At 66.6% G+C, this 13,949-nt stretch carries 11 protein-coding genes; 7 read left to right on the forward strand and 4 right to left on the reverse strand.

The window, feature by feature from the left end; all coding sequences use genetic code 11:
- Positions 1 to 21 precede the first annotated feature (21 nt).
- The 3 genes from ACI48D_RS14745 to ctaD form a co-directional block, all read right to left on the reverse strand.
- Positions 22 to 933 (reverse strand): isoaspartyl peptidase/L-asparaginase, encoded by a 912-nt coding sequence (locus ACI48D_RS14745; protein ID WP_435571986.1) that lies wholly within the window; start codon positions 931 to 933, stop codon positions 22 to 24.
- 157 nt (positions 934 to 1,090) lie between these two features.
- A complete protein-coding gene (locus ACI48D_RS14750) occupies positions 1,091 to 1,585 on the reverse strand; it encodes a DUF2244 domain-containing protein (protein WP_435571987.1) in 495 nt (164 codons plus the stop codon).
- Positions 1,586 to 1,591: 6 nt separating this feature from the next.
- Positions 1,592 to 3,187, reverse strand: a complete 1,596-nt coding sequence (ctaD, locus tag ACI48D_RS14755) for a cytochrome c oxidase subunit I (RefSeq protein ID WP_435571988.1) — start codon at positions 3,185 to 3,187, stop codon at positions 1,592 to 1,594.
- Positions 3,188 to 3,411: 224 nt separating this feature from the next.
- On the opposite strand from ctaD, the gene ACI48D_RS14760 reads away from it, so the two are divergent.
- The 4 genes from ACI48D_RS14760 to ACI48D_RS14775 all read left to right on the forward strand — a co-directional run bounded on the left by ACI48D_RS14760 (position 3,412) and on the right by ACI48D_RS14775 (position 9,267).
- A complete protein-coding gene (locus ACI48D_RS14760; RefSeq protein WP_435571989.1) occupies positions 3,412 to 4,665 on the forward strand; it encodes an Hsp70 family protein in 1,254 nt (417 codons plus the stop codon).
- A 24-nt stretch (positions 4,666 to 4,689) separates the two neighbouring features.
- Complete coding sequence (locus tag ACI48D_RS14765; RefSeq protein ID WP_435571990.1) at positions 4,690 to 5,325, forward strand: 3'-5' exonuclease; 636 nt, start codon at positions 4,690 to 4,692, stop codon at positions 5,323 to 5,325.
- A gap of 273 nt (positions 5,326 to 5,598) precedes the next feature.
- Positions 5,599 to 6,987: a tetratricopeptide repeat protein gene (locus ACI48D_RS14770; protein ID WP_435571991.1), complete on the forward strand. Its 1,389-nt coding sequence runs from the start codon at positions 5,599 to 5,601 to the stop codon at positions 6,985 to 6,987.
- A gap of 87 nt (positions 6,988 to 7,074) precedes the next feature.
- Positions 7,075 to 9,267: a prolyl oligopeptidase family serine peptidase gene (locus ACI48D_RS14775; RefSeq protein WP_435571992.1), complete on the forward strand. Its 2,193-nt coding sequence runs from the start codon at positions 7,075 to 7,077 to the stop codon at positions 9,265 to 9,267.
- Positions 9,268 to 9,400: 133 nt separating this feature from the next.
- On the opposite strand, the gene ACI48D_RS14780 is transcribed toward ACI48D_RS14775, so the two are convergent.
- Positions 9,401 to 9,979 carry a helix-turn-helix domain-containing protein gene (locus ACI48D_RS14780; protein WP_435571993.1) on the reverse strand — a complete coding sequence of 193 codons (579 nt, stop codon included), beginning with the start codon at positions 9,977 to 9,979 and terminating at the stop codon, positions 9,401 to 9,403.
- Between the two features lie 166 nt (positions 9,980 to 10,145).
- Here ACI48D_RS14780 and kbl point away from each other — a divergent pair, with 166 nt between their 5' ends.
- The 3 genes from kbl to ACI48D_RS14795 all read left to right on the forward strand — a co-directional run bounded on the left by kbl (position 10,146) and on the right by ACI48D_RS14795 (position 13,871).
- Positions 10,146 to 11,351 carry a glycine C-acetyltransferase gene (gene kbl / locus ACI48D_RS14785; RefSeq protein ID WP_435571994.1) on the forward strand — a complete coding sequence of 402 codons (1,206 nt, stop codon included), beginning with the start codon at positions 10,146 to 10,148 and terminating at the stop codon, positions 11,349 to 11,351.
- 15 nt (positions 11,352 to 11,366) lie between these two features.
- A complete protein-coding gene (locus ACI48D_RS14790) occupies positions 11,367 to 12,323 on the forward strand; it encodes an NAD-dependent epimerase/dehydratase family protein (RefSeq protein ID WP_435571995.1) in 957 nt (318 codons plus the stop codon).
- A gap of 123 nt (positions 12,324 to 12,446) precedes the next feature.
- A complete protein-coding gene (locus ACI48D_RS14795) occupies positions 12,447 to 13,871 on the forward strand; it encodes an L-serine ammonia-lyase (protein WP_435571996.1) in 1,425 nt (474 codons plus the stop codon).
- Positions 13,872 to 13,949 lie beyond the last annotated feature (78 nt).

A 13,949-nucleotide genomic window follows, 5' to 3' on the forward strand; every position in this document is an offset into this window, starting at 1 on the left:
GAGTAGGCTGAGGGCGTTGGATCAAGGTTGGATGAGCTTGGCAAACGGCATGCCGCTGTTGCTGAGGGCCCCGGCTTCAAGGCGGCTGACCGCGATCAGGCCGACTTCGACGTTCTTGTCGAACAGGGCGATGCCGCGCTGCAGGGCCTGTTCGAGCGGCATGCCGTCCTCGATCCAGCTGTAGACGCGGTGGGCCAGCAGGTGGCGCACGATGTATTCGCCGATGCCGGTGGCCGCCACCGCGCCGGCCGGACCGGCGTAGAAACCGCTGCCGATGATGGGCGTGTCGCCGACCCGGCCCAGCAGAGAAGGTGCCGAGCCGCCGGTGGAGGCGGCCACGCCGAAGTGACCGTCCGGGGCGCGCACCACGGCGCCGACCGTGTCGCAGGCGGCGCCTACCGGGAAATCCGCGGCTTTCTCGTAGTTCCAGAAGCGCAGGAAGGCCTGGTTGTCGACCCCGGGCATGGCCTGGGCCGAACCGGCGAGCTTCTTCACTATCTGGCGATGCTGTTCGCGCTGGTGTTCGGAAATCTTGTCCCAGGTCGGGTGGCGGATCGCGTGGGCGAAGCGGTTGGCGCCGTCGCCTGCCAGGAACCAGTGCGGGGTGTCGGCCACCGCGCGCGCCAGCAGCACCGGGTTCTCGATGCCCTGCACGCAGGCGACCGCGCCCAGGCGGCCGCGGGTGTCCATCACGGAGGCGTCCATCTCCACCGTGGCGCCGTCCAGCCCGAGCGCGGCGCCCCTTCCGGCGTTGAAGCGGCCGTCGTCTTCGAGGACGGTGACGGCCGCGATGGCGGCTTCGAGCGCGTCGCCGCTGATGCCGAGTTCTTCGACGGCGCGGCCTGCGGCCTGCTCGCAGCCATCCTTGTAATCGCAGGGGCTGCCGGCGCCGCCGTGCACGACGATGGCGTATCCGCCTTGGGTGATGCTCATATTTTCTTCTCCAAAATAATGCAATGCCGCGCAAGGCATCAGCGCGGCATTCGTATGGAGGGATTATGCAAATGATGTAGAAAATGTAACATCGGTGCCCCCGCCGTGTGAATGTAAGAAGCCGCTGACACGGCTCAGAGCGCAAACGGGGGATCGCTCAGCGGATGACGGATACCTGGCGCAGGGCATGGCGCAGTTCGCGCGCGACCTGGCGGCGTGTTGCCTCGTTGACGAAACGGCCCACCTGGATCCGCACGCCGCGCGATTCGAGCGTGATCAGGGCGTGCCTGGCGCCGGCGGGGAGCCCGCTCCCGGCACCCTCGGCGCCCGCGGCGGGCGGCAGCACCCGCGTCCACAGCGGATCCAGGCGCGCCTGGCTGCGCACGTCGGCCTGTACGCACTCGACCAGCAGGCAGCTGGGCGTGAGGGCGATGCGTTCGCGGTCGAGCGCGTGCCGCGCATACAGGAGCAGGGCCAGGCCCACGCAGGCCAGTTCCAGCAGGGAGAAGGCGAGCACGATCCAGATACCGTGCAGGAAGAAGGCGAGGGCGACCGCCAGCGACATGGTGCACAGCACGGCATAGGCGTGCGCCACCTGGCGTGGCGTCATCGAGCAGTTGCGCTGCAGGGTGCACTCGTAGAGCATCGTCATGTCACCTTATTTCACCATGGGCGGTGTCTCGAAGGTATGGAAGGGTGCCGGGCTGGGCACGGTCCACTCCAGCCCTTCCGCGCCTTCCCAGGGCTTGGCCGGCGCCGGCGGCCCGCCGCGGATGTTCGGGATGACGATGAACAGCAGCCAGTACACCTGGCTCAGGCCGAACAGCCAGGCCCCGATCGAGGTGATCATGTGGAAATCGGTGAACTGCACCGCATAGTCGGCATAGCGGCGCGGCATCCCGGCCAGGCCCAGGAAATGCATGGGGAAGAAGGTCACGTTCACCCACACCAGCGAATTCCAGAAGTGGAACTTGGCGCGCCAGTCGTTCACCATGTGCCCGGTCCATTTCGGCACCCAGTAATAATAGCCGGAGAACAGGCAGAACAGCGAACCGGCCACCAGCACGTAATGGAAGTGGCCGACCACGTAATAGGTGTCCTGCAACTGGATGTCGACCGGCGCCAGCGACAGGATCAGGCCGGAAAAGCCACCGATCGTGAACACCCACAGGAAGCCGACCGCGAACAGCATCGCCGGCTCGAAGCTCAGCGAACCCTTCCACATCGTCGCCACCCAGTTGAAGACCTTCACGCCGGTCGGGACCGCGACCAGCATGGTGGCGTACATGAAGAACAGCTGGGCCGTGACCGGCATGCCGGTGGTAAACATGTGGTGCGCCCAGACGATGAAGGAAATGATGGCGATCGACGCCGTGGCGTAGACCATCGAGGCGTAGCCGAACAGCGGCTTGCGCGAGAAGGCCGGAATGACGTGCGAGATGACCCCGAAGCCGGGCAGGATCATGATGTAGACCTCGGGATGGCCGAAGAACCAGAAGACGTGCTGGAACATCACCGGGTCGCCGCCGCCGGCGGCATTGAAGAAGGTGGTGCCGAAGTGGCGGTCGGTGAGCAGCATGGTGACGGCCGTGGCCAGCACCGGCATCACGGCGATCAGCAGGTAGGCCGTGATCAGCCAGGTCCAGCAGAACATGGGCAGTTTCATCAGGGTCATGCCGGGCGCGCGCATATTGAGGATGGTGGTGATGATGTTAATCGACCCCATGATGGACGAGGCGCCCATCAGGTGGATCGCGAAGATCGTCATGTCCATCCCGACGCCCATCTGCAGTGACAGCGGCGGATACATGGTCCAGCCGGACCCGGTGGCGCCGCCCGGCACGAAGAACGAGGCGGTGAGCAGCAGGGCGCTGGGGGGCAGCAGCCAGAACGAGAAGTTGTTCATGCGCGCGAACGCCATGTCGGAGGCGCCGACCTGCAGCGGCACCATCCAGTTGGCGAAGCCGACGAAAGCGGGCATGATCGCGCCGAACACCATCACCAGTCCGTGCAGCGACACGAATTCGTTGTACAGCTCGGGCCGGAAGAACTGCAGGCCGGGCTGGAACAGTTCCAGCCGGATCAGCATGGCCAGTAGGCCGCCTTCCATCAGCATCGCCGCCGAGAACCACAGGTAGAGGGTGCCGATGTCCTTGTGGTTGGTGGCGTACAGCCAGCGCCGCCAGCCGTGCGGATGGACGTGGACATGGCCGTCGCCATGCGCGAAGTCGGGGCTGCCTGCCGTGGTGCTCATCGCTGTCTCCGTGGCCGGGCGGACCGGTCGAACCAGGTCAAGACAATATACGGCCGGAAGGCGGCGCGCACGATTGCGGCGTGCGCCCGGCCTGTCGCGGGCTTGAGACAGCTGGTACGTGATGGCGGCCCGGGGAACTTCAACGGCCGGGCCCGGCTCGCCTGCGCGCCGGAGTTCTGGTAACATCTCGCCCCTTCCCACGCTCCTCTTCCAGATAGGCTTTCATGGCGAACGCTTGCGGCGTCGATTTCGGCACCTCCAATTCCACCGTCGGCTGGGTCCGCCCCGGCCATCCCAGCCTGCTGGCCCTCGAGGACGGCAAGGCGACCCTGCCATCGGTCGTGTTCTTCAACGCCGACGACGAACAGGTGCGCTATGGCCGTGCGGCGCTGGCGGACTACCTGGAGGGCTACGAAGGGCGCCTGATGCGCTCGCTGAAAAGCCTGCTCGGCACCAGCCTGATGGACGGCCAGACCGAGGTCGGGGGCCGCGCCTTGCCGTTCCGCCAGCTGCTGGCCCACTTCATCGGCGAACTGCGCCGCCGCGCCCAGCAGCAGGCCGGGCGCGAGTTCACCAGCGCCGTGTTCGGCCGCCCCGTGTTCTTCGTCGACGACGACCCGCAGGCCGACCGCCTGGCCGAGGATACCCTGGCCGAGATCGCGCGCGCGGCCGGGTTCCGCGAGATCGGCTTTCAGTACGAGCCGATCGCCGCCGCCTTCGACTACGAATCGCGGATCGAGAAGGAAGAACTAGTGCTGATCGCCGACATCGGCGGCGGCACCTCGGACTTCTCGCTGGTGCGCCTCGGACCGGACCGGACCAGGCGCATCGAGCGGCGCGAAGACATCCTCGCCACCGGCGGCGTGCACATCGGCGGCACCGACTTCGACAAGTACCTGAGCCTGGCTTCCGTGATGCCGCTGCTGGGCTACGGCAGCGCGCTGGTGTCGGGTGCCCCGGTACCGTCCAGCTATTATTTCAACCTGGCGACCTGGCACACGATCAACCAGGCGTACACTCGCAAGAGCATCGCCCAGCTCGACGACCTGGCGCGCGACGCTGCCGAGCCGGCCAAGCTAGGGCGCCTGCGCAGACTGATCGACGAGCGCGCCGGCCACTGGCTGGCGATGCGGGTCGAGGAAGCCAAGATCGGCCTGTCCGGCACGCCGCTGGTCGAGCTGGACCTGGACCGCCTGTCGCCGCCGCAGCAGCTCGAGGTCGAGCGCGCCGTGTTCGAGGCGGCGATCGGCGGCCTGGTCGACCAGGTCGGCGCCACCGTGCAGCGCCTGCTGGGCGAGGCCGGGGTGGCGGCGGAGCAGGTCGACACCGTGTTCTTCACCGGCGGCTCGAGCGGGGTCGCGGCCCTGCGTGAACGGATCGCCGCCATCGTCCCGCAGGCCCGCCGCGTCGAGGGCGACCTGTTCGGCAGCATCGGCGCTGGCCTGGCCATCGACGCAGCCCGTAAATTCGGCGTGTGAACGCCCGACCTTTGAAAGACCGCCATGTTTGAACGCCCGATCGTCATGCTCGACTTCGAGACCACCGGCCTGTCGCCGGAGTCCGGCGACCGCATCACCGAAGTCGCCGCGCTGCGCATCGCCGGCGGCGAGATCATCGACCGCTATGTCTCGCTGGTCAATTGTGGCGTGCGCATCCCGCCCTTCATCAGCTCGCTGACCGGCATTACCCAGCAGATGGTGGACAGCGCGCCGCCGGTCGCCGAGGTGGTGCCGGCGCTGATCGAGTTCATCGGCGCCGATACCCTGGCCGCGCACAACGCCGCCTTCGACGAGAAATTCCTGATGGCCGAAGGCGCCCGCCTTGGCCATGCCTGCCGCCACGACGGCCTGGTCTGCTCGGTCAAGCTGTCGCGCCGGGTGCTGCCGGGCATGTCCAGCTACAAGCTCGGCGAACTGGCGCGCGCCCTCGGCATCGCCTTCCGCGGCACCGCCCACCGCGCCGAAGCCGACGCCGAGGTCGCCGCCCGCCTGCTGCTGCACATCGGCCGCCACCTCGACCGCTCCTACGGCCTGGGCCCGGTGGCGCCGGAGCTGCTGGTGGAGATCAACCGCCTGGCGGCGGCGAAGGTGCATGCCTACATCGGCGACTATGCTGCGCTGCGCAAACGCGAGCGCTGAGCGCTAGGTGGGCCAGCGCGCTAGCCTGTGCGCGAACCCAACAGTTTGTCTCATCACAATCGCTGCTGCGGCCGCTCGGCGTGATTTCCGCGACAATTGCGCTTGCTCTGCATCGCCGCGGGTTTCGCGCGGTTTTTTTTCTGCGTCGAACGGTCGCCCATCTGTGGCAGATCAAGCCCGTCAGATTCCTCCTAGTTAAACTTTTGGCAATTCTTACGGCGCCGCCATGAGGCAGTACCGCCGTTTCCCTGTCCGATTGTTCCTGGAGCGACTATGCAGCACTCTGACCTCTCACCGGAGAATTCCGTGCCGGCCTGGTTCGCCCGCGCGGCCGAGCGCGGCGACCCCTATGCGCAGTTCAACCTCGGGCTGCTGTACAAGGACGGCAAAGGGGTGGCGCGCGACGACGTCCGGGCCGCCGAATGGCTGCGCCGGGCGGCCGAGCAGCGCCTGGCCTTCGCCCAGAACCACCTGGGTTCGATGTACTACCAGGGGCGCGGCGTGCCGCAGTCCGATGCCCAGGCGGTGGGCTGGTTCGCGCTGGCGGCCGAGCAGGGCGATCCGTCGGCCCAGCAGAACCTGGGCGACATGCTGCGCGGCGGACGCGGGGTGGCGCGCAGGCCCGAGCTGGCGCTGGTGTGGTACCAGCGGGCGGCGGCCCAGGACCTGCCCAGTGCCCAGCACCTGCTGGGCGAATGCTACCTGCGCGGCGACGGCGCGCCGGTCAACTATCCGCTGGCCGCGGCCTGGCTGCGCAAGGCGGCGCTGGGCAAGTACGCGCCGGCCGAGGTCGCGCTGGGGCTGATGCTGCGGCGCGGCCAGGGCATGTGCGCGAACGAGCTCGAAGCCGCGTACTGGTTCCGGCGCGCGGCCGGGCGCGGCGACCCGGCCGCGCAACGCCTGCTGGGGCTGTGCTATCTCGAAGGCGTGGGCGTGCCGCGCGACGCCAAGGCGGCCCTGCCGTGGCTGCACTGCGCCGCCGGCCAGGGCGACGCCGAAGCCCAGTTCAGCCTGTCCCTGCTGCTGGCCAGCGGCCGGGGCGGCCGGTGCGACGAGGCTGCGGCGCTTGCCTGGACCACCCGCGCCGCCAAGCGCGGCCACGTGCTGGCCCAATACAAGCTCGGCAACATGTACGCGCACGGGCGCGGGGTGCCGGCCGACGTGCGCCAGGCCGTCTACTGGTACCGCCAGGCCGCCGACAAGGGGGCCGCGAATGCCCAGTTCACGCTGGGCGTGATGTACGCGACCGGCCAGGACGTGCACCGCGACGAGGCCACCGCCGTCGAATGGTACCGGCGCGCCGCCGAGCAGGGTGACGCCAGCGCCCAGAACAACCTCGGGGTGATGTACGCGACCGGGCAGGGCGTCGAGCAGGACGACGCGGAAGCGGTGCGCTGGTACGGTCTGGCCGCCGAACAGGGGCATGCCCTTGCCCAGTACAACCTGGGCGGCATGTACAACAGCGGCCGCGGCGTGGCGCGCGACAGCGTGCGCTCCTATATGTGGATGCTGCTGGCGGCGGATGCCGGCGACCCGGCGGCCAGCGCCAACAAGTCCATCGTCGCGCGCCGCCTGTCGGCCCGCGAGATCGAGGACGCCGAAGACCTCAGCCGCCAGTGGCGCGCCCGCGCCCAGGTGCGCGACGAGCGGCGCACCGCCTGAGCCTGCAAGAATATTTGTCGGTTGGATAATTCGCGCTATCATGCCCAACGGTATGGGCCACTTCTTCCACCGTCAACGATAACAAGCATGCACATGAGACAAGCCACCCTCGCTGCCGCCCTCGCGGCCGCCTTCCTCTCGTTCGGCGCCTCCACGGTCGTCGCTGCGCCGGCCGCCGCGAACTGCGCCGCCGGCGCCATCCCGCTGAGCTACCCGGTCGCGAAGAAGGTCGACCAGACCGACGATTACCACGGCACCAAGGTCGCCGACCCCTACCGCTGGCTGGAAGACGCGAACAGCGCGGAGACCAAGGCCTGGGTCGACGCCGAGAACAAGCTGACCCAGTCTTACCTGGCGCAGATCCCGCAGCGCGAAGCGATCCGCCAACGCCTGACCCAGCTCTGGAACTACGAGCGCTACAGCGTGCCGTTCAAGGAAGGCGGCCGCTACTTCTTCAGCCGCAACGACGGCCTGCAGAACCAGTCCGTGCTGTACACCATGAAATCGCTGTCGGATACGCCGCGCCTGCTGCTCGATCCGAACCGCCTGGCGGCCGACGGCACGGTGGCGCTGGCCGGCATGGCGGTGAGCCCGGACGGCAAGCTGCTGGCCTACTCGACCGCGGCCTCGGGCTCGGACTGGAACGAGATCCGGGTGCGCGACGTCGATACCGGCAAGGACCTCGACGACCACATCCAGTGGGTGAAGTTCTCCAGCACCGCCTGGACCCGCGACGGCAAGGGCTTCTTCTACAGCCGCTACGACGAACCGAAGGAAGCGACCAAGCTCGCCGACGTCAACTACTTCCAGAAGCTCTATTACTACAAGCTGGGCACGCCGCAAGCAGCAGACGTGCTGGTCTACGACCGTCCGGACGAGAAGGAATGGGGCTTCGGCGCCACCACCACCGACGACGGCCGCTACCTGCTGATCACGGCCACCAAGGGCACCGCCCCGAGATACCGGATCTTCTACAAGGATCTGGCCAAGCCTGACAGCAAGGTGACGCCGCTGATCGACAACTTCGAGGCCGGCTACGACTTCATCGACAATGTCGGCAGCGTGTTCTACTTCGCCACCGACCGCAAGGCGCCGCGCAAACGGATCGTTGCGATCGACGTGAACAAGCCCCAGGAAGCGAACTGGAAGACGGTGCTGCCGGAAAGCCGGCAGACCCTGGTTTCCAGCCACATGGTCAACCAGCAGCTGATCAACGAATACCTGGCCGATGCGCGCAGCGTGGTCAAGATCACCGACCTCCAAGGCAGACAGGTGCGCGAGGTGGCCCTGCCGGGCATCGGTTCCGTCTCCGGCTTCGGCGGCAAGCAGGGCGATACCGAGACCTTCTTCTCGTTCACCGGCTTCACGACCCCGACCACGATCTACCGCGTCGACATGAAGAGCGGCGCGTCGACGGTATTCCGCCAGCCGAAGGTCGCCTTCGATCCGGCCGGCTACGAGACCCGCCAGCAGTTCTACACCAGCCGCGACGGCACAAAGGTGCCGATGTTCATCGTCTCGAAGAAGGGCCTGAAGCTGGACGGCAGCAATCCGACCTACCTGTACGGCTACGGCGGCTTCAACATCTCGATGACCCCTGGCTTCTCGCCGGCCAACCTGGCCTGGATGGAAATGGGTGGCGTCTATGTGGTCGCCAACCTGCGCGGTGGCGGCGAATACGGCGAAGCCTGGCACGAGGCCGGCACCAAGTTGAACAAGCAGAACGTGTTTGACGACTTCATCGGGGCGGCCGAGTGGCTGGTCAACAACAAGGTGACCTCGCCATCGAAGCTGGCGATCGGCGGCGGCAGCAACGGCGGCCTGCTGGTGGGCGCGGCGATGACCCAGCGTCCGGACCTGTTCGGCGCGGCGATCCCGATGGTGGGCGTGATGGACATGCTGCGCTTCCACAAGTTCACGATCGGCTGGGCCTGGACCTCGGATTACGGCTCGTCGGAAAATCCGGACGAATTCAAGGCGCTGGTGAAGTATTCGCCGCTGCACAAGCTGAAGCCGGACACCTGCTATCCGGCCACCATGATCACCACGGCCGACCATGACGACCGTGTGGTGCCGGCGCACAGCTTCAAGTTCGCCGCCACCGCCCAGGCGGACCAGGCCGGCGGCAATCCGATCATCATCCGCATCGATACTAAGGCCGGCCACGGTGCGGGCAAGCCGACCAGCAAGCAGATCGAGGAGGTGGCGGATCGTTGGGGCTTCCTCAGCAAGGTGCTGAAGATGGACACGGCGCCGGCGGTGGCGGGCGGTTCGGAGTAAAAATGAGCGGGGCAGGGCGGCAGATGATAAGCCTGTTCGCCATCGTTTCCGTGCTTGGACCGGCTGCCTGCGCCGGGACGGAAACCATAGTGCACGAAGACTGAAGCACGGGCGCCGGCCCGGCGCCGGCGCCTCAGCGGTGCACCACCACCATCAAGGCCTTCGCCTCGGTCTTGCCCGTATTGCGGATCGTGTGCGCCACGTCCGCCGGGTAGCGCGCCGTCGCGCCATGCTTGACGCGCTTCTTTTCCGCGCCCACTTCCAGTTCCACCGCGCCGGTCAGCACCGTCAGGTGTTCGCTGGTGCCGGGGTCGTGCGCTTGCGAAGCCAGTTCGCCGCCGGGCGCCAGGGTCAGCTCATACCATTCGTACTTGCCGGCCAATTCCATCGGGCCGAGGATGCGCAAGGCATAGCCGGCATGGGCGCCGGGCAGGGTAGGAATCTCGTGGGCGTCGACCACGCGGATCGTGTCGCTGCTGCGCACTTCCGAGGACAGCAGTTCGCCGATCTGCACGCCCAGCGCGTTGGCCAGGCGCCAGGTGATGGCGATGGTCGGATTCGCCTTCTCGCGCTCGATCTGCGAGAGCATCGACTTGGAGACCCCGGCGATGCGCGACAAATCCTCGAGCGTCAGGCCGCGCGCCAGGCGCAGGCGCTGCAGGGTGGCGCCGACTTCGGGCGGGGCGCCGGCGGGGGCGAGTGCTGTTACCACTTTATTCATCTAAGCTAATTTGACAATTGCTTGCCAAGTTCAATGGTCGGGGGTAATATTCAATATATTGGAATTCTGTTCGAGATAAAGAACTCGGTGCAATACATCGAACGAACGGGACCAACGGTACAACATCCGCCAACAAATGACAAGGACGAGGAAGACAATGAGCGACCAGGCATTCTATAGCGCCCTCCAGACCAAACTCGACACGCTCCGGACGGAGGGCCTGTTCAAGCCCGAACGCGTGATCGCGTCGCGCCAGGGGGCCGAGGTCGTTGCCGAAGACGGCCGCACGCTGATCAATATGTGCGCCAACAACTACCTCGGCCTGTCCGGCGATCCGGAAACCCAGAAGGCGGCCGAAGCGGCGCTGCAGAAGTACGGCTACGGACTGTCGTCGGTACGCTTCATCTGCGGCACCCAGACCGTGCACAAGGAACTGGAGCGCAAGCTGTCCGAATTCCTCGGTACCGAAGACACCATCCTGTACGCGGCGGCTTTCGATGCCAACGGCGGCGTGTTCGAGCCGCTGTTCGACGAGAACGACGCGATCATCTCGGACGCCCTGAACCACGCCTCGATCATCGACGGCATTCGCTTGTGCAAGGCCGCGCGCTACCGCTACGCCAACAACGACATGGCCGACCTGGAAAAGCAGCTGATCGCCGCGACCGAAGCGGGAAAGCGCCACAAGATCATCGTCACCGACGGCGCGTTCTCGATGGACGGCACCATCGCCAAGCTGGACGAGATCGTCGCGCTGGCCGAGAAATACGGCGCGTTGACCATGATCGATGAGTCGCATGCGACCGGCTTCATGGGCAAGCGAGGGCGCGGCACCCACGAGCACTTCAATGTGATGGGCAAGATCGACATCATCACCGGTACCCTCGGCAAGGCCCTGGGCGGCGCGATGGGCGGCTTTACGTCGGGCCGCAAGGAAGTGATCGAGACCCTGCGCCAGAAATCGCGCCCCTACCTGTTCTCGAACAGCCTGGCGCCGATGATCGCCGGCGCTTCGCTGGCCGTGCTGGACCGCATCAGCAAAAGTACCGAGCTGCGCGACCGCCTGCACGAGAACACGGCGTATTTCCGCCGCGAGATCGAGCGCATCGGCTTCACCATCAAGCCGGGCACCCACCCGGTGGTGCCGGTGATGCTGTTCGACGCGCCGGTGGCGCAGAAATTCGCGGCCCGCATGTTCGAACTGGGCGTGCTGCTGTCGGGCTTCTTCTACCCGGTGGTGCCGATGGGCCAGGCGCGCGTGCGCGTCCAGTTGTCGGCGGCGCACACCCGCGAGCAGCTCGACACGGTGCTGAAAGCCTTCGAACAAGCCGGCCGCGAGCTGGGCATCCTCAATAATAATTAAACCGGGTCTCAAAGAATGGAACGCATCCTCATCATCGGCGCCAACGGCCAGATCGGCAGTGAACTCGTGGGCGCGCTCGCGCAGCAGCACGGCGCGGACAAGGTCATCGCCTCCGACATCGGCACCGAGAATGTCTACGGCGCCGCGCGCTACACCCGCCTGGACGTGCTCGACCGCGATGCAGTCGCGCGCCTGATCGCCGACGAAGGCGTGACCCAGGTCTACCAGCTGGCCGCGCTGCTGTCGGCCACCGGCGAGAAGGCGCCGCTGAAGGCCTGGACCCTGAACATGGACGGCCTGCTGAACATCCTCGAAATCGCACGCGAACGCGTCGAAGCCGGCAAGCCGCTGAAGGTGTTCTGGCCCTCGTCGATCGCCGCCTTCGGCCCGAACACCCCGGCCGAGAACACGCCGCAGTACACGGTGATGGACCCGACCTCGATCTACGGCATCAGCAAGCTGGCCGGCGAGCGCCTGTGCGAGTACTATCACGCGAAGTATGGCGTCGACGTGCGCAGCATCCGCTACCCTGGCATCATCAGCTTCAAGTCGCCTCCTGGCGGCGGCACCACCGACTACGCGATCGCGATCTTCCACGCAGCGCTCAAGGGCGAGACCTACGAATGCTTCCTGGGCCCGGAGACCACGCTGCCGATGATCTACATGCCGGACGCGATCCGTGCCACCACCGAGCTGATGGACGCCCCGGCCGGGAAGGTCGCGATCCGCTCGTCGTACAACGTGGCCGGCGTGTCCTTCAACCCGCGCGAACTGGCCGCCGCGATTCAATCGAAGCTGCCGGAATTCCGGATCGCCTACAAGCCGGATTCCCGCCAGCAGATCGCCGATTCCTGGCCGAAGAGCCTGGACGACGCCCGCGCGACGGCCGACTGGGGCTGGAAGGCGCGCATCGGCGTCGATGAGATGGTGGCCGACATGCTGGCGAATGTGGACGTCGGGCAGACCGCCTGAATTACCACCGTCATTCCCGCGCAGGCGGGAATCCAAGTGTTCGCGGCGGGGCGCCGGACTTGGCTTCCCGCCTCCGCGGGAACGACGTTTACAATAAAAACGAAGATTTTCAGGAGACAGCTCGTGGACATGAGCGTATTTGACTTATTCAAGATCGGCATCGGCCCTTCCAGCTCGCATACGGTGGGCCCGATGGTCGCCGCGCGCCGCTTTTTACAGGATTGTCTGCTGGAGTCGGGCGACCTCGAACAGGCCGTGGGCGTCGAAGCCCACCTTTACGGCTCGCTGGCCCTGACCGGCGTCGGCCACGCCACCGACAAGGCCGTGATCCTCGGCCTGATGGGCGAGACCCCGCGGGACGTCGATCCGGACAGCGTCGAGGACAAGCTGGCCGAGGCCGAACTGGACGGCGTGCTGAAGCTGCTCGGCACGAAAGAAGTGCCGTTCTCGAGCAAGACCAGCCTGGTCTGGCACAAGCAGTCGACCCTGCCGGAACACCCGAACGGGATGCGCTTCGTGCTCAAGCTGCTTGACGGCAGCGTGATCGAGCGTGTCTATTACTCGATCGGCGGCGGCTTCATCACCGCGGCCGGCGAGTCACAGGCGAACCTGCAGGCGAACCAGGCGCCGCCCAGGGAAACCGCGCAAGCGCCGATTCCGTACCCCTTCGATACGATGCGCGAGCTGCTCGACCACGGCAAGCGTGACGGCCTCAGCATTCCCGCCATGCTGCGCGCGAACGAGCTGGCGCGCATGAGCGAGGCCGAGCTGGACGCGGGCCTGGACCGCATCTGGCAGGTGATGCGCGACTGTATCGCCCACGGCCTGGTGACCGAGGGCCAGCTGCCGGGTGGCTTGAACGTCAAGCGGCGCGCGGCCAAGCTGTGGCGTCTGGAGCGTGAACAGGAAGCGCGCGGCAGCGCCAACCAGCTGCCGCACGACGCCCTCAACGAAGTCAGCCTGTACGCGATGGCGGTCAACGAAGAGAACGCGGCCGGCGGCCGGGTCGTCACCGCGCCGACGAACGGCGCGGCCGGTATCATTCCGGCGGTGTTGCGCTACTACGCCGAGGACTGCCGCCCGACCGACCCGCAGCGCGGCATCCGCGAGTTCCTGCTGAGCTCGAGCGCGATCGGCATGCTGTGCAAGAAGAACGCCTCGATCTCGGGCGCCGAGATCGGCTGCCAGGGCGAGGTCGGCGTGGCCTGCGCGATGGCGGCGGCGGGCCTGGTCGCGGCGCTGGGCGGCAGCAACGAGCAGATCGAGAACGCGGCCGAGGTCGGCATCGAGCATCACCTGGGCATGACCTGCGACCCGATCGGCGGCCTGGTGCAGATTCCCTGCATCGAGCGCAACGGCATGGGCGCGATCAAGGCCATCACCGCGGCCTCGCTGTCGCTGAAGGGTGACGGCAGCCACTTCGTCAGCCTGGACGACGTGATCGAGACGATGCGCCAGACCGGCTACGACATGCAGGCCAAGTACAAGGAAACCTCGCTGGGCGGCCTGGCGATCCATGTGGTGACCGTGAACCACGCGGCCTGCTAAAGATGCGGGTGGGCTCGGGGTGCCCACCATCCAGGCTGAACAATATTCGGTAAGAAGACAAGTTTGCTGCAGGCGCAC

Origin of the sequence: Massilia sp. LXY-6 (genome assembly GCF_051233485.1) — a bacterium.
GTDB lineage: Bacteria > Pseudomonadota > Gammaproteobacteria > Burkholderiales > Burkholderiaceae_D > Telluria.

Bases quoted from the DNA above. Each gene is read 5' to 3' on its own strand.
- ACI48D_RS14745 (WP_435571986.1), bottom strand. From the start codon at position 933: ATGAGCATCACCCAAGGCGGATACGCCATCGTCGTGCACGGCGGCGCC.
- ACI48D_RS14750 (WP_435571987.1), bottom strand. From the start codon at position 1,585: ATGACGATGCTCTACGAGTGCACCCTGCAGCGCAACTGCTCGATGACG.
- ctaD (WP_435571988.1), bottom strand. From the start codon at position 3,187: ATGAGCACCACGGCAGGCAGCCCCGACTTCGCGCATGGCGACGGCCAT.
- ACI48D_RS14760 (WP_435571989.1), top strand. From the start codon at position 3,412: ATGGCGAACGCTTGCGGCGTCGATTTCGGCACCTCCAATTCCACCGTC.
- ACI48D_RS14765 (WP_435571990.1), top strand. From the start codon at position 4,690: ATGTTTGAACGCCCGATCGTCATGCTCGACTTCGAGACCACCGGCCTG.
- ACI48D_RS14770 (WP_435571991.1), top strand. From the start codon at position 5,599: ATGCAGCACTCTGACCTCTCACCGGAGAATTCCGTGCCGGCCTGGTTC.
- ACI48D_RS14775 (WP_435571992.1), top strand. From the start codon at position 7,075: ATGCACATGAGACAAGCCACCCTCGCTGCCGCCCTCGCGGCCGCCTTC.
- kbl (WP_435571994.1), top strand. From the start codon at position 10,146: ATGAGCGACCAGGCATTCTATAGCGCCCTCCAGACCAAACTCGACACG.
- ACI48D_RS14790 (WP_435571995.1), top strand. From the start codon at position 11,367: ATGGAACGCATCCTCATCATCGGCGCCAACGGCCAGATCGGCAGTGAA.